The sequence below is a fragment of the Ruegeria sp. AN11 genome, from assembly GCF_056536005.1.
Window position 1 is genome coordinate 620807 of sequence record NZ_JBQFJD010000002.1, and the last position, 14067, is coordinate 634873.

Here is a 14067-nt window from a genome sequence, read left to right on the forward strand (position 1 = left end):
TGTCCTCAGGTGTTTTTGAAGTCTGTCAGAGCCGCGCGGAACCGCGCGAGGTTTTCGGCTGTGTAAGCTGCGTAGTCGAAGTCGATATCCGAAGTGATTTCGGACACCATGCTCCACATCGTTTCGCGCAGCAGCGAGGCGCATTTCATGGCCGTGTAGCGATGGCGCAGATCGCCAGTGACGGGGGTTTCAAAATATGTCTCCAGCACCCAGTCTTCCTGTTCGGGCGAAAGGCCGTTGTTCGAAGCCAGCCCGCCCAAGTCAAAGAGCGGCGAGTTAAACCCGGCATAGTCGAAATCGATCAACCAGAGGCGGGCACCGTCGTCCAGAAAGTTGCCGCAGAGCAGATCGTTGTGGCCAAAAACCATGTCATATGGTCCCGCCTCGGCTTCGAGGCCATCACTGATTTCCACCAGATCAGGGAGCAAAGCCGAATGGGTGCTTCCTCGTTCCTTGAGTGTAGCGGCGTAGTCGCGGATGACGTGGAAGACCCAGAACACCAGCGACGGGCCGCGCAGATGCTTGGGGATCTCGATATGGCAGGCTTTCACCAGGTCCAGAACACGCGGCAGCGTGTCGGGGTGGCGAATGTCCTCTTCGGACAAGGTACGGCTTTCGACGAACTCCAATACCGTCAGGTCGCCCGAGGCGTGGACCACGGCAGGCGAAAGCCCAGCCGCATGGGCCGCCCTGTTGGCCGCCAGTTCGTTGAACCGCATCACCTGATGCAGGGGGATATCGTCTCCGACACGCACCACGTAGGAACCGCTGTCGTCGGTGATCTTGTAGTTTATGTTGGTGATGCCGCCGGTCAGAGGCGTTGCCTCAATATTTCCTTGCCAGATCGGCAGATCGCGGATGCGGGTCATCAGATCGGAATGGCTCATGTTAGCTCTCCAGTCCAAAGCGGATACGGGCCTGCCGGGCACCTGCATTGATCAGCCTGTCCGCAATGATGGCGATGAAGGCAATCGACAGACCAGCCACCAGACCCCGACCGGTGTCGGCCTTGGTCAGTGCGATATAGACCTCTTGCCCCAGATCGCGGGTGCCGACGAGCGCTGTAATGACCAGCATCGACAGAGCCAGCATGATCGTCTGGTTGATGCCCAGCAGGATTTCGGGCAGGGCCATCGGCAGGCGGATATGGCGCAGCAGTTGCGTGCGGGTACAGCCAGAAACCAGCCCGGCCTCGATCAGGTCTTCGCTGACCGAACGCACACCGTGCGCGGCATAGCGCACTGCTGGGGCCAATGCGTAAAGCACGATGGCGATCAGTGCGGTGAAGTCGCCGACCCGAAACAGCATGACCACCGGGATCAGATAGACAAAGCTGGGCAGAGTTTGCAGCGTGTCGATCAGCAGATTGATCACCGTTCCGGCGCGTTTGTTCAGGGCCGCCAGCACGCCCAGAGGCACTCCGATCAGGGTTGCCAGAATGACTGATGCCCCGCAGAGGTAAACCGTCACCATTGCCTTCGACCACAGACCCGACACAAGGATCAGCGAGGCCATGCCGCCGCACAGCAGCGCCAATCGCCAGCCGCCTGCGTGCCAGCCCAGCAACGTCAGCATGGCAATGGCCCAGGGCCATGGGATGCCCAGCAGAACCGTCTTGATCGGGATCATGAACCAGGTCAGGAAAAAGACCTTGATCGCCTCGAACGTGTCGAAATAGTTGACGTTCAGGTATTCGACAGTGTTGTCCCAGAAGGCACCCGTGGTGATCGTCTGGCTTTCGGGATATTCCAGCAGCAGGGGTGAAAACTGGCCCAGAACCCATGTAACGACCAGCAGGATCAGCACGAGAACTGTCCGCCGATGGCGGGCGACCCACGAGCCCGGCGCCTCATGATGCACCTGCCCCATCCGTTCGGCAAAAGCCTGGCTCAGCCGGTCCACCGCGATGGCCAAAACAACGATGGCGATGCCAGCTTCGAACCCTGTGCCTATGTCCAGACGGCGCAGCGCGGCGAGGACGTCGAACCCCAGCCCTCCGGCCCCGATCATCGAGGCGATGATGACCATGTTCAGCGTCAGCATGATCACCTGATTGACACCCACCATCAGGCTGTGACTGGCCGAGGGCACCAGAACGCGCCACATTAGCTGCCGCTGTGTCGTGCCCGCCATGCGGCCAAAGTCCTGAATCTCGGGGTCAACGGCTTTCAGTGCCAGCGTCGTGATCCGAACCATCGGAGGCGTGGCGTAGATGATCGTCGCGACCAGAGCCGAGATCGGGCCAAAGCCGAACATGAACAGGATCGGCACCAGATAGGCGAAGATCGGGATCGTCTGCATCAGATCCAGAATGGGCGAGATGATGCGTTCGAAGGTCGGGTTGCGATAGGCGATGATGCCGGTCAGCAACCCTCCGCCCGCGCCGATCGGAACTGCAATCAGAACCGAAGCCAATGTGACCATTGCGCTGTCCCATTGGCCAAAGACCGCAAGGTAGATGAAACAGCTACCAACCAACGCGGCCAGTGCCCCGTCGCGGCAATACTGGCCCAACGCGATCACTGCGGTGATCACCACGATCCAGCTGATGGCGGGCAAAATGACCTGAGCGTCATTGCCCAAACCGCTGACGAACCCATTGGCAAGCAGCGCCAGAACAAAGTTGTAAGGCTGTTCAACCAGCCAGGCGATGGCACGTGTGATATCGGTGAACGAAACCGGCCCGATGGCCGCGTCCTCAATCAGCCAGGTCATGGCAGAGGAAATGTAGGTTTTGAACGGGATCACCCATGCCGAAGGAAATTTCGTCAACCAGCGGGCATCCATCACCTTGCCCAGATCGCGTCCGAACCAGCCCAGCAGGATCGTTACCAGAACAAGCGTCAGGATGACAATCTGGCTGCGGTTCAGGCGGATCATGCCGCATCTCCGCCGCCGAACAGCACACGCGCCACGGCCTTGCGATCTATCGCGCCAACAATCTGGCCGTTTTCATCCGAAATCGGGATTGGGGTGTCCGATGCAATGATCCGTTCTGCCACGTCTGACACACGGGTTGATTGCGGTATGGGATCGCCATCGCCACTGGCCCCCGCGATCATGACGCCGCCGACGGTCAGCACTTTTGAGCGGGGAATATGGCGGGTGAATTCGGCCACGTAGTCGGTGGCGGGATGCATCACCAGCTCTTCCGGGGTGGCGATCTGGATCACTTGGCCATCTTTCATGATGGCGATGCGGTCGGCCAGGCGGACGGCTTCTTCGAAGTCGTGTGTGATAAAGACGATGGTCTTGTGCAGACGTTCCTGCAGACGCAGGAATTCATCCTGCATCTCGCGCCGGATCAACGGATCCAGGGCCGAGAAGGGCTCGTCCAGAAACCACAGGTCGGGTTCCGTCACCAGCGAGCGGGCGATTCCGACGCGCTGTTGCTGTCCGCCAGACAGTTCGCGCGGGTAGTAGTCCTCGCGTCCTTTCAAACCCACCAGTTCCACTACGTCGCGGGCCTTGGCCGTTGCCTCGGCTTTTGGTTTAGCCTGAATGGTCAATGGGAACATGACGTTTTGCAGAACGGTCAGATGCGGCAACAGGGCAAAGTGCTGGAATACCATGCCCATCTTATGGCGGCGGATTTCTATCAACTCTTTCTCGTTGGCGCGCAGCAGATCGGTGTCATCGAACAGAACTTCTCCGCCCGTTGGTTCGATCAGCCGTGACAGGCAACGCACCAAAGTCGACTTGCCCGATCCGGACAGGCCCATGATGACGAAAATCTCTCCCTCGGTGATTTCGATGTTGGCGTTGCGCACCGCCCCGATGACGCCTGCGTTGCGAATCTCATCCGCCGATGGGTTCGGGTGTTGCCGCAGCAGCGATTCCGCATTTGGACCGTACAGTTTCCATACATTACGGCAGGACAATTTTGTCTTGGGGGTCATCTGGTGTGTCCAGTCAGAGAATGGAAAAGGCCGGAACGGGTGGGGAGAGGGAGCTTGCCCGCTCCGGCAAAAGGCGGATTACTTGGAGATCCAGCCGGACCAGCGGTCCTTGTTAGTATCCATCCAATCCGCAACAACCGTATCGATTTCCACGCCTTCCAGATCGGCCTTTCCGACCATCGCGCTCATTTCATCGTTGTTGATATTGTAGGCCTCGATGATGTCATAAGCCCCGGGCCATTTTTCCTGCAAACCGGACCAGGCCGCTTTCCAGATCGGACCACGCGGCTTGCCGCAGTCGTAGGCCAGGCTCGGGTTCACACCGACCGACGGATCGCTGTAGCATTCGGCCGAGAAAGGCGGAAACTCCACGAACTCGCCGTCATATTTCGCGGGCGCCCAATGGGGTACGTAAACCCACAGCATGATCGGGTCTTCCCGCTGATAGGCGGATTCCAGTTCTGCAAACAAGGCCGCATCGGTTCCAGCATGGACAACTTCAAACTCAAGCTCCAGCGCCTCGACACGCTCTTCGTCAAATCCGCCCCAGGTTACAGGGCCGCCAACGTAGCGCCCGTTTGGTGAAGTCTCGGCCGTTGCGAATTCTTCGGCACAGTCTTTCAGCGCTTCCCAGTTGGGCAGACCCGGGCAGCGGTCTTTCATGTAGGACGGATACCACCATTCCTCGATCGCCATCAGGCCGGTTTCGCCGACATTGACGACATTGCCGGTGGCGGTCGCCTCGTCCAGAGCCTCGCGTCCGGTGGTTTCCCAGATTTCCATCGCCAGATGCAGGTCGCCCGTCTTCAGGCCTGCGAATTGTGCGATGTAGTCCGCCTGAACGTATTCGACGTTGTATCCCGCCTCTTGCAGGATCGAGCCCATGATCTTGGTGTTGATTAGCTGACCGGACCAGTCGTGCAGTGTCAGTTTTATCGGGTCGGTCGACTCTGCGGCCCATGCCGCCGAGGTCACGCCGGCAGCTACCAAGGCAAGTGCACAGAGTCCCAGATTGCGTTTCATCATACCATCTCCCTGTCGTGGTTTTTTCTGGTGAATCGGTGGTATTCTCTCTAGACGACCATATCGTGGGGTTTTGTGTCAATAAAAACCACGTAAAGCCACATAAATACTCAAATCACGCCGCTCAAACCGTTGATTTTTCGTGTAGCGTTGCTTTCTGTGGGTGTTGTGATATGCCTGAATGCCACCTCAAGATCGATATCCAATGCCCGAGAACATGAACCTAAAGACGACCAATCAACGCGAAGAAGAGATCCTGCGAGAGCTGTTTCAAGCCGGCGGATCGTGCCGGGTAAGCTTTCTGGCCAATCAACTGGGCGTCACGTTGGAAACCATCAGACGCAATGTTCGCAATCTGGAAGAGCGCAGTATCGTGCGAAAGGTCCATGGCGGTGTTCATCTGGTCGAAGACATCCTGGAACCAACGCTGGAAAGCCGTCTGGACAAAAAGGTCGACGCCAAGGAAAAACTGGCCAAGGCCGTTGCGAAGATCATCAGCGAGGGGGATTCCGTGTTTCTTGATATCGGATCGACCACAGCCTATGTCGCAAGGGCTCTCAGGGATCATAAGGGTCTGTTTATCGTCACCAATTCCGTTTTCGTCGCCAATGAACTGGCCTCAAGAAACAACAACAGGGTTTTCATGGCCGGTGGCGAGTTGCGCCCCCACGATGGCGGCGCGTTTGGTGTGGAGGCTCAGGACCTGATCAAGCGGCTGAACGTCAGGTTTGCGGTACTGTCGGCAGGTGCGGTCAACGCGGATCTGGGCTTTATGCTGCACGATCTGCAAGAGGCCAACCTGGCCCGTATTGCGATTGACCGGGCACAAGTTCGCGTGGTGGTGGCAGATGGAGAGAAACTGGGCAAACGCGCACCGGTCACTTTGGAAGCATCAGGCAAAATCGATCTGTTCTTCACAGACACCCAGCCGTCACAGGAGATTCGTTCAATGCTCGCGCTGAACGAAATTGATCTTGTCGTTCCCGATTAAGCTTGTGCCCGTGACGCAGCCCTATTTGGCTTCCTTCAGGCCCTCGATCTGCAGATCGAAGCCGGCCTGAATATGCGCGGTGAATGTCTCGAGCGCTTCGGTTGCATCGCCCGTTGCGATGGCATCGACAAGCGTCAGATGGTCCCCCAGCGATTTCGAAATATCCACGTTTTCAATCGCGGAAAACAGGTGAAAGGCCATTGCCTTGCCCCAGATCATGTCGAACATATCCAGCAGGAATTTGTTGCCCGCTTCAATCATGAAGGCACGGTGAATCCGCCGGTTTGCAATGAAGTAGTCCCGGGTCGAGCCGTTGATCAAATCCTCTTCGCGGCGAATCAATTCTCGTAGCCGGTCCAGTACTTCGGGTTCCGCGTGAACCGCCAGAATGCGCGCTGCTTGCCCTTCGATGGCTGCACGCGCCTGATACAACTGCCTGACCTCGGCCTGATCCATGCGCGCCAGACGGAAGCCGCCGCTGGCGGCAACTTCCAATACCCCTTCGGTTTCCAGCCGCATTAATGCTTCACGGACCGGTGTACGGCTGATATTCAGTTCGGTCGCCAGCTTTTCTTGCACCAGCCGGTCTTCTGCTGAAATCTCGCGGCTCATGATGGCCTCGACCAGCTGATCGTAAACCTCGTCAGCCAGTCTTCTGCGTTGAGTTTTAATTTCTTTCAGAGCCACTCGGAGCCTCTCTTTCCGCATTTTGTGAATTCTGTATTCAAAAAAGCAACCGGTGCCAAGGCGATTGGGCTTGCTATTGTTCGTGTACTGTATACAGTATACAGACGCGAATGAACAGGGAGCTCTTCATGTGTGGAATCGCTGGAAGGATTCTGGCCGCGCCCGGTAAGGTCGGGGCGGACCTGGTAGACCTGATGGACGCGCAGGAACATCGCGGCGCGGACAGCACCGGGTTTGCAATCTATGGACCGCCACGGGAAGCCGGATACGTTCTGCGGGGCATGGGGTTCAAAAAATCCCGGCAAAGTTCGGATCTGGATGCGTTTGAGGCGGTATTGAAAGAACACGGCTCGGGGTTCCTATCCGACCCAAAAATTCTGACGGATGAAAATCAGCACTATTGCTTTCGGATGGAAATCTCGGACCCTGCGGATTTGCAGGCTTGGGTCCTTGATGCGGATGAATTGACCGACCGTATCGAAATTCAGTCCTGCGGACGCAGCCTCGAGATCATCAAGGATATCGGCGGAGCAGAGGCCGTGTCCGAGAAACACGGTGTGCGCGACATGGTCGGGACCCATGGTCTGGGGCATGCGCGGCTGGCCACCGAAAGTTCGGTTCTGCCGAACGCTTCGCACCCGTTCTGGGCACGGCCTTTCTCGGATGTGGCGATTGTCCACAACGGGCAGATCACGGACTATTTCACGTGGCGCGACAGGCTGACCCGGATGGGCTATCGCTTTCTGACCGAAAATGACAGCGAACTGATTGCGGTCTGGGTCAGTGACCAGATGAAGGCAGGCCTGACGATGGAGCAGGCGCTGAAGAAGTCGATCACCTCGATCGACGGGGTTTTCACATATATGATCGCAACGCCGAACGGGATTGGCTTTGCCAAGGATCGCTTCGCCATGAAGCCGCTGGTCGTCGTCAACCGCAACGGCGATCTTGCCGCCGCGACCGAGGAGCAGGCGGTGCGTCGGGTGATGACCGAGGAATGCGACGTGATCAATTACGACGGCCCGTCGCTGACAGGTATCTGGGGTGTCGGAAACCGGAGCCTGGCGGCATGAGCGAGGTAGCAAGGCAGATGGATGAGATCGTCATCGAAGTCGGGAAACGGCATATTCGCGAAGTGAATCAGGACATCATGGCAGCGTGTGCCACAGGGCGTCCCATCCGGGTGGTCGATACGTTGTCGCGGCATAATCTGGGTGTAGGTTTGCCGGACAATGTGGACATCACGTTCGAAGGGTCCGTTGGCTATTACTGCGGTGGATTGAACACCGGAGCAAACATCACGATCGAACGCAACTGCGGCTGGGCCGTGGGCGAGGGAATGGCCAAGGGCCACATAACCGTTGGCGGCTATGCGGGCATGTCCTGTGGGGCCGCAATGATTGGCGGCACGATCCATGTCAAAGGGGACGCCGGGCCCCGCGTCGGCGTTGCCATGAAGGGCGGAAATATCGTGGTCGAAGGCAAAATCGGGTATCAATCCGGTTTCATGGCGCATTCCGGGCGGATCATTGCCTTGGGCGGAGCGGGCGAGTCCTGTGCCGATGCCCTGTGGCAAGGAGAGGTTTGGGTGGCGGGCGAGGTCGATAGCCTTGGCGTCGATGTCGATGTACTTGAACCGACGGCCGAGGAAGTCGCCGAGGTCGACGCCATTCTTGACCCGCTCGGGCTTGTCGACAGTTCACGGAACTGGAGAAAAATGGTGTCCGGTCAACGTCTTTGGTATTTTGAAAGCAGGGATGCAAGCGCATGGCTCATGATCTGAGTAAACCCTATGAGTATCCGTTCGAGGTCGCCTCAGAGGAAGAAATCCGGTTCCGCGACGCAGGCGCGATCGAGGGTCGCCCGGCAGGCGTGCCGTCCTCGTATGATGAAGGCGGATCGACCCGTTGGACACCCGAAGCGATTTCCGAGGTTCACGCGCTGGCGCAGCTGGGGCGCTATCAGGTTCGCGGTTACAACACGTTCAACAAGCGGATGCCGACCTTTGATGATCTGACATTCGTCCCGGCGACCATGACCCGTCTGCCGTTGGAAGGGTATCGTGAGAGCTGCGACACCACGACAGTTCTGGGCGGTGGGCGCGGCCTGGTCGAACGCCCGCTGGAACTCAAGATTCCGATCTACATTGCATCCATGTCGTTCGGCGCGCTGTCGGCGTCAGCCAAGGCATCGCTGGGCTATGGGGCCTCGAAAGTGGGCACCATGACCTGCACGGGCGAAGGCGGCATGCTGGAGGAGGAGCGCGAAGCCTCCCAACGCCTTCTCTACCAGATGTCGCCCGCCCGCTATGGTGTGGATCTGGATCACCTGCGCCGCGCGGATGCGCTGGAAATCGTCGTGGGGCAGGGGGCCAAGCCCGGAACCGGCGGCCTGCTGCTGGGCATGAAGGTCAGCCCGCGGGTCAGCCAGATGCGGACACTGCCCGAAGGGGTGGATCAGCGTTCGACCATCCGCCACCCGGATTTCCTCGGAGCTGACGATTTGGCGGTGAAGATCGAGGAATTGCGGATCGCGACCAATTATCAGGTGCCGATTTTCATCAAAATGGGCGCGACCCGTCCCAGGTTCGACGTGGCGGTTGCGGCCAAGGCAGGCGCCGATGTCGTGGTTGTTGACGGGGCAGAGGGCGGTACCGGGGCATCCCCCGAATTGCTGCTGAATCACACCGGCATTCCGACCATGAGCGCCATTCGCGCCGCACGCGAGGCTCTGGACGATTGTGGTATGACCGGCAAGGTCTCACTTGTGGCAGCCGGGGGTATCCGCTCGGGAGTGGATGCAGCCAAGTGTCTGGCATTGGGTGCCGATGCGGTGATGATTGGCAACGCAGCGATGGTCGCGCTTGGGTGCAACAGCCCCAGGTATCTCGACGACTACACCGCTTTGGGGACATCGCCCGGTGCATGCCATCATTGCCATACAGGCCGGTGTCCGGTCGGCGTCGCAACGCAGGACCCTGAACTTGAGGCGCGCATGAACCCCCATGCCGGTGCGGAACGTATCGCCCGGTACCTGACGGCCATGACGATGGAGATCACGGCGCTGGCCAAGGCTTGCGGCAAGTCCTCGGTCCACAATCTGGAAACCGAAGACCTGCGCGCACTCAGCTTTCAGGCGTCGGCCTTCACCGGGGTCAAGATGGCGGGCATAGACCGGGCTTTCGACTGGTGAGGATCGCCCTGCTTGAGATGACCAGCCACCCGCTGCCGCTGCTGGAGGGTTTGCCGCGAACCGCGCAGCAGATCCGCGAGTGGATCGAACCGCATTTGCCGGAAGCAGAGTTCTTTGTGGCGAATGTCGTGGATGGTGTCGCTCTTCCTGCGTTGTCCGATTTTGAAGGGGTCATAGTCGGAGGTTCCGAGTTCGGCGTTTACGACGACACGGAGTGGATGCAGCCCCTGCGCTTGTTCCTGCAAGACTGTCGGGACCAGAGCAAACCTGTCTTCGGAATTTGCTTCGGCCATCAGATCATGGCCGATGTCTATGGCGGAAAGGCGGAAAAGGCGGTGATCGGCAACATTGTTGGCTGTCGCGCCTTTGACTACGGAGGCGGCAATCCCGACGCTTATGTCTGGCATCAGGATCAGGTGACCAAGGTGCCTCCGACGGCTCGGGTTACGGGTTCGGCTGATCACTGTCCTGTCGGGGCGCTCGATTACGAGTTTCCTGCCCGGTCGGTTCAGTTTCATCCCGAATACACGGCGGAACATTTGCGCGACCTGTTCATTCGGGGTCGCGACATCATTGTGACGCCAGAGGATGCGGATGCCGGCCTGGCAGCGCTCAGGACAGCGAATGTTCCGGGCGATCTGGCCGCGTCGCAGGCTGCAGCCTTGTTTCGGGGAACATATCGGACTCAGCAGCGCGAATAGCCGCCAGCACCATTTGATCCTGATCAATTCTCCCGTGAGCTTGTCATGTATACTGAATACAAGGCAGGGCAAAGGAGGTGTCAGATGTCCGGTTACTCAGATTTCTTTCAGTCCATTGCGCGGATCGTTGGCGCGCCCCGCACGGAACATGTGGATGATCGCGAGTTGTCAGATCTGGGGCTTTCCCGCGCGGATTTGGCGATGCTGCGCTCGGGTGCGCCACAGGCACGCGAGCGCATACTGGCGATGGCTCGGCAGTTCGGGTTGACGGAAGATGACCTGAACGCGCACACCAACCTTGGCCTGGAGCTTGCCGAAAAGTGCGGTCATTGCCTGCAGGCGGAAACATGCCGCGACGCCATTCGGGCCGGAGCCCGGCTGCCGCAGGAAAAATGTCCCAATGCTGGCTTGTACCGCGCCTTGTCCGAAGTTTAGCGGCCGCTTGGGCTTTCTTTTGGGCTGAGTTTTCTGCGTCCGGCGACCCTGAACCGGTCAGCCGTGCCAAAATCTTTCATGCCGACACCTGCAGCGAATTCAGCAAACACAGGAGCATGCTTGAACAGATGCCCTGAGCATCCCCCGGCAAATAACACGTTGTCATGTTCCGGGTGCCAGTCAACGATGAAGTGAGTGTCCGGTGTCAGTATGATCTGGTTGAACTTCGAATCCACGACACGCTCGCCTTCCAGCCCAGGCAAACGGTGGCGAATATAGCTGCGTGTGCGACCCAGTGTCTCCTGACGGATCAGGCGTTCGTCGTTGTCCAGGTCGATCTTGTCGGGGATCACAACGGCCGCCTTCACACCAGACCCCTCGGACGAGGGCAGGCCAAATGACCCCTGACCATGATCGATCCAGCAGGGCATTTGGCTCATATCGAAATCCTCGGACCCATCTGGCGTCGAGGTGTACAGGACATTGACGCCAACCACCGTTGATATCGGCTTGATTGTTTTGGGGAACATGTCCGCCATCCAGGGGCCGGTCGCAATGACGATCAGATCAGCCTCAAGCGGTTTGCCGTCCAGCATCGGGCGCTCAGAGCCGTCCGTGGTGACACGTCCCCGCTGCACGATTCCCCCAGCGCGCCGAAACAGATCCAGTCCGGTCAACACGCAGCGATGGGCCATCAGCATTCCGGCTTCTGGCTCGAACAGTGCATATTCGATATCGGACACCCGAAACTGAGGGAACCGCGATTCGATCTCCTGCTGATCGAACTTGTAGTAAGGCACGCCAACCTTGTCGAAAGTCTGCGCGGTTGCGTCTTCCCAGTCACAATGGCCGCCGGTGGCCAGAATCAGGGCACCACATTCATACATCAGGTTCTGTCCGCTTTCGGCCTGCAGCTCGAGCCAGCGCAGGCGGCTTTCGCGCGCCCATCGGGTATAAAACTCATCCCGTCCCGATATGGCGCGGATCACCCGGTTGTAATCCGTTGAAGATGCACGGGAATGACCGGGTTCCCACCTATCGATCAAAGTCACCGCCTCGCCCATTCGTTGCAGTGTGAGCGCCGTCATGACGCCGACGATGCCGCCCCCGACAACGATGACCGAGCTTTTGGACATGACGTAGATTTTCCTTGTTTCTGGGTTGTCTTTGTGAATACTGTATACAGAATACAGCATTTATAAAGCTAAAAAACAGGGAGAGCGCATCAATGAGTTCGGGGTTTGATCTGCCCGAGGGCACGCATACCGTCATTCTTGGCGTCGGCGATCTGAACGGCATCATGCGGGGCAAGCGCATTCCGGCCAGCCATTGGGATCATGTGTGCAACAGCGGCAATGCGCTCTCGATTGCTTTGATGGCAATCGATATGACCTGCGATGTCTGGGACACGCCCTATGTCAATTTCGACAACGGCTATCCCGACATGCATGTTTTCCCGATGACCAAACCGGTTGCTGTTCCGTGGGAGCCGGGCGTGGCGGTCTGCTTTGGCCGCGCCGAAGGTATGGACCACAAGCCGGTGCCCATCGATCCGCGCCAGGCTCTGGTGCGTCAGGTCGAGCGCGCGCGCGACATGGGGTTCGAGGTCAATGTCGGCACCGAACTGGAATTCTATCTGCTGGACCCTGAAACCGGGCAGCCGCGTGACAGCGGAATTCAGGTCTATGGATTAGGTCGGGCGGCAAGAATGGAGCATATCGTTGGGCCCATTCGTCAGCAGATCAATGAATGCGGCATTCCGATCGAACAATCGAACCCGGAATATGCCGCCGGCCAGATCGAAGTGAACATTCGGTATGGCGAAGCGCTGGCTGCTGCAGATCGCGTTGTTCTTTTCAAGTCGCTAATCCGCCAGTTGGGCATCGCCCACGGGTATCTGGCCACCTTCATGCCCAAGCCGTTCTTTGACCAGTCCGGCAACGGCTTTCACACACACTATTCGCTGTGGAAGGACGGAAAGAACGTTTTTGCCGAAAATGGCAAGATCAACGACACAGGTAAGGCTTTCATCGCCGGGCTGCAGAAGCGGATGTGCGAAAGTGCGATTTGCGGTAGTGGAACAGTCAATGGTTACCGTCGCCGCCAGCCGTATACCTTCTGTCCGATCAACGCGAGCTGGGGATACGACAACCGCACAGTCGGTATCCGCATTATCGAAGGATCCGACAGCGCCGTGCGTGTCGAAAAACGCGATGCCGGTGCGGATGCCAATCCCTATCTTCTGCTCGCCGCCGAAATCGCCGCAGGTCTGGACGGGATCGAGCAAGGACTGACCCCAACAGACCCCACAACCGGCAACGCATACGAGGATGGCATTGGTGATCCCATTCCGACCGATCTTCCAACCGCCATCGAACTGGCGCGCGGGTCCGAGTGGCTGCGCGACGTAATGGGCGAGATGCTGTGGGAACTGGTCTTGCAGCAGGCCGAACGCGAGCTGGAGTTTTTTAACCAACAGGTCACTCAGGTCGAGCTTGACCGCTATCTGAGGACATTCTGATGCACCTCGGCAAAGTTGCAGGAACGGTTACGGCAACAGCAAAGGACGCCAGATTGGTTGGTCTGAAACTACTGGTGACAGACCTGATCGACAGCGACGGCAATCTGATCGATCCGGCGCGCGTTGCAGCGGATACATGCGGCGCGGGCGTGGGTGACACGGTGCTGATCGCGACAGGCTCGGCCGCACGAATGGCGGCGGGGTTGTCCACCGCTCCGGTGGATCTGGCGATTATCGCGGTGGTCGATCGCGTTTCAACGAGCTGAAACACAACACACAAATCAATAGCCTTCGGAGGATAGGAAAAATGGCGAAACCAGTGGCAGGGCAGATGGCCCTGGGCATGATCGAAACCCGCGGTCTTGTTGGGGCGATCGAAGCAGCGGACGCAATGGTCAAGGCGGCCAGCGTGGCGATTGTCGGCCAGACCAAAGCTGGCGGCGGTCTGGTGACAACCCTTGTGCGCGGCGAAGTCGGCGCCGTCAAAGCCGCAACAGATGCGGGCGCAACGGCAGCCAACAAAGTTGGTGAAGTGGTGTCGGTCCACGTGATCGCGCGCCCGCATGATGAGCTTGAAGCCATTATCGACGGGCTCGGAGCCGGATCTTCGGCCTGATC

Annotated in this window: 15 protein-coding genes; 9 read left to right on the plus strand and 6 right to left on the minus strand. The window is 58.5% G+C overall.

The window, feature by feature from the left end:
- Positions 1–5: 5 nt before the first annotated feature.
- The 4 genes from ACR3EQ_RS22680 to ACR3EQ_RS22695 all read right to left on the minus strand — a co-directional run bounded on the left by ACR3EQ_RS22680 (position 6) and on the right by ACR3EQ_RS22695 (position 4925).
- A complete protein-coding gene (locus ACR3EQ_RS22680) occupies positions 6–887 on the minus strand; it encodes a phosphotransferase (protein WP_480492199.1) in 882 nt (293 codons plus the stop codon).
- Between the two features lies 1 nt (position 888).
- Positions 889–2880 carry an ABC transporter permease gene (locus ACR3EQ_RS22685; RefSeq protein WP_480492201.1) on the minus strand — a complete coding sequence of 664 codons (1992 nt, stop codon included), beginning with the start codon at positions 2878–2880 and terminating at the stop codon, positions 889–891.
- A complete protein-coding gene (locus ACR3EQ_RS22690) occupies positions 2877–3899 on the minus strand; it encodes a quaternary amine ABC transporter ATP-binding protein (RefSeq protein ID WP_480492202.1) in 1023 nt (340 codons plus the stop codon). Before ACR3EQ_RS22690 ends, ACR3EQ_RS22685 begins: the two co-directional genes overlap by 4 nt.
- A 78-nt stretch (positions 3900–3977) precedes the next feature.
- The gene (locus tag ACR3EQ_RS22695; protein ID WP_480492204.1) at positions 3978–4925 is read right to left on the minus strand and encodes an ABC transporter substrate-binding protein; all 948 of its coding nucleotides are present in this window, start codon (positions 4923–4925) and stop codon (positions 3978–3980) included.
- A gap of 178 nt (positions 4926–5103) precedes the next feature.
- On the opposite strand from ACR3EQ_RS22695, the gene ACR3EQ_RS22700 reads away from it, so the two are divergent.
- Positions 5104–5913, plus strand: a complete 810-nt coding sequence (locus ACR3EQ_RS22700; protein WP_480492206.1) for a DeoR/GlpR family DNA-binding transcription regulator — start codon at positions 5104–5106, stop codon at positions 5911–5913.
- Between the two features lie 21 nt (positions 5914–5934).
- On the opposite strand, the gene ACR3EQ_RS22705 is transcribed toward ACR3EQ_RS22700, so the two are convergent.
- On the minus strand, positions 5935–6600 hold the full coding sequence (locus ACR3EQ_RS22705; RefSeq protein WP_170611710.1) for a GntR family transcriptional regulator: 666 nt from the start codon (positions 6598–6600) through the stop codon (positions 5935–5937).
- A 128-nt stretch (positions 6601–6728) separates the two neighbouring features.
- Between ACR3EQ_RS22705 and ACR3EQ_RS22710 the strand changes: the two genes are divergently transcribed.
- From ACR3EQ_RS22710 to ACR3EQ_RS22730, 5 genes are all read left to right on the plus strand, one after another.
- Positions 6729–7673, plus strand: a complete 945-nt coding sequence (locus ACR3EQ_RS22710; RefSeq protein ID WP_170611712.1) for a class II glutamine amidotransferase domain-containing protein — start codon at positions 6729–6731, stop codon at positions 7671–7673.
- The gene (locus ACR3EQ_RS22715) at positions 7670–8383 is read left to right on the plus strand and encodes a GltB/FmdC/FwdC-like GXGXG domain-containing protein (protein WP_170611714.1); all 714 of its coding nucleotides are present in this window, start codon (positions 7670–7672) and stop codon (positions 8381–8383) included. The genes ACR3EQ_RS22710 and ACR3EQ_RS22715 overlap by 4 nt, the downstream gene beginning before the upstream one ends.
- Positions 8368–9792 carry an FMN-binding glutamate synthase family protein gene (locus ACR3EQ_RS22720; protein WP_170611716.1) on the plus strand — a complete coding sequence of 475 codons (1425 nt, stop codon included), beginning with the start codon at positions 8368–8370 and terminating at the stop codon, positions 9790–9792. Before ACR3EQ_RS22715 ends, ACR3EQ_RS22720 begins: the two co-directional genes overlap by 16 nt.
- On the plus strand, positions 9789–10493 hold the full coding sequence (locus ACR3EQ_RS22725; RefSeq protein ID WP_170619625.1) for a type 1 glutamine amidotransferase: 705 nt from the start codon (positions 9789–9791) through the stop codon (positions 10491–10493). The genes ACR3EQ_RS22720 and ACR3EQ_RS22725 overlap by 4 nt, the downstream gene beginning before the upstream one ends.
- Before the next feature lie 84 nt (positions 10494–10577).
- The gene (locus tag ACR3EQ_RS22730) at positions 10578–10928 is read left to right on the plus strand and encodes a hypothetical protein (RefSeq protein ID WP_170611719.1); all 351 of its coding nucleotides are present in this window, start codon (positions 10578–10580) and stop codon (positions 10926–10928) included.
- Here ACR3EQ_RS22730 and ACR3EQ_RS22735 read toward each other — a convergent pair.
- Entirely contained in the window at positions 10925–12064 is a 1140-nt protein-coding gene (locus ACR3EQ_RS22735) for an FAD-dependent oxidoreductase (protein WP_170611721.1), read from the minus strand. The genes ACR3EQ_RS22730 and ACR3EQ_RS22735 overlap by 4 nt on opposite strands.
- A gap of 92 nt (positions 12065–12156) precedes the next feature.
- On the opposite strand from ACR3EQ_RS22735, the gene ACR3EQ_RS22740 reads away from it, so the two are divergent.
- From ACR3EQ_RS22740 to ACR3EQ_RS22750, 3 genes are read left to right on the plus strand one after another with little or no spacing between them, the layout of a single operon-like run.
- Positions 12157–13449 (plus strand): glutamine synthetase family protein, encoded by a 1293-nt coding sequence (locus ACR3EQ_RS22740; protein WP_480492208.1) that lies wholly within the window; start codon positions 12157–12159, stop codon positions 13447–13449.
- Positions 13449–13715 carry a EutN/CcmL family microcompartment protein gene (locus tag ACR3EQ_RS22745; RefSeq protein WP_170611725.1) on the plus strand — a complete coding sequence of 89 codons (267 nt, stop codon included), beginning with the start codon at positions 13449–13451 and terminating at the stop codon, positions 13713–13715. The genes ACR3EQ_RS22740 and ACR3EQ_RS22745 overlap by 1 nt, the downstream gene beginning before the upstream one ends.
- 41 nt (positions 13716–13756) lie before the next feature.
- A complete protein-coding gene (locus ACR3EQ_RS22750) occupies positions 13757–14065 on the plus strand; it encodes a BMC domain-containing protein (RefSeq protein WP_117869464.1) in 309 nt (102 codons plus the stop codon).
- Positions 14066–14067 lie beyond the last annotated feature (2 nt).

Excerpts from the sequence above, each read along its gene's own strand:
- ACR3EQ_RS22680 (WP_480492199.1), bottom strand. The coding sequence starts at position 887 with ATGAGCCATTCCGATCTGATGACCCGCATCCGCGATCTGCCGATCTGG.
- ACR3EQ_RS22685 (WP_480492201.1), bottom strand. The coding sequence starts at position 2,880 with ATGATCCGCCTGAACCGCAGCCAGATTGTCATCCTGACGCTTGTTCTG.
- ACR3EQ_RS22690 (WP_480492202.1), bottom strand. The coding sequence starts at position 3,899 with ATGACCCCCAAGACAAAATTGTCCTGCCGTAATGTATGGAAACTGTAC.
- ACR3EQ_RS22695 (WP_480492204.1), bottom strand. The coding sequence starts at position 4,925 with ATGATGAAACGCAATCTGGGACTCTGTGCACTTGCCTTGGTAGCTGCC.
- ACR3EQ_RS22700 (WP_480492206.1), top strand. The coding sequence starts at position 5,104 with ATGCCACCTCAAGATCGATATCCAATGCCCGAGAACATGAACCTAAAG.
- ACR3EQ_RS22710 (WP_170611712.1), top strand. The coding sequence starts at position 6,729 with ATGTGTGGAATCGCTGGAAGGATTCTGGCCGCGCCCGGTAAGGTCGGG.
- ACR3EQ_RS22715 (WP_170611714.1), top strand. The coding sequence starts at position 7,670 with ATGAGCGAGGTAGCAAGGCAGATGGATGAGATCGTCATCGAAGTCGGG.
- ACR3EQ_RS22720 (WP_170611716.1), top strand. The coding sequence starts at position 8,368 with ATGGCTCATGATCTGAGTAAACCCTATGAGTATCCGTTCGAGGTCGCC.
- ACR3EQ_RS22730 (WP_170611719.1), top strand. The coding sequence starts at position 10,578 with ATGTCCGGTTACTCAGATTTCTTTCAGTCCATTGCGCGGATCGTTGGC.
- ACR3EQ_RS22735 (WP_170611721.1), bottom strand. The coding sequence starts at position 12,064 with ATGTCCAAAAGCTCGGTCATCGTTGTCGGGGGCGGCATCGTCGGCGTC.
- ACR3EQ_RS22740 (WP_480492208.1), top strand. The coding sequence starts at position 12,157 with ATGAGTTCGGGGTTTGATCTGCCCGAGGGCACGCATACCGTCATTCTT.
- ACR3EQ_RS22745 (WP_170611725.1), top strand. The coding sequence starts at position 13,449 with ATGCACCTCGGCAAAGTTGCAGGAACGGTTACGGCAACAGCAAAGGAC.
- ACR3EQ_RS22750 (WP_117869464.1), top strand. The coding sequence starts at position 13,757 with ATGGCGAAACCAGTGGCAGGGCAGATGGCCCTGGGCATGATCGAAACC.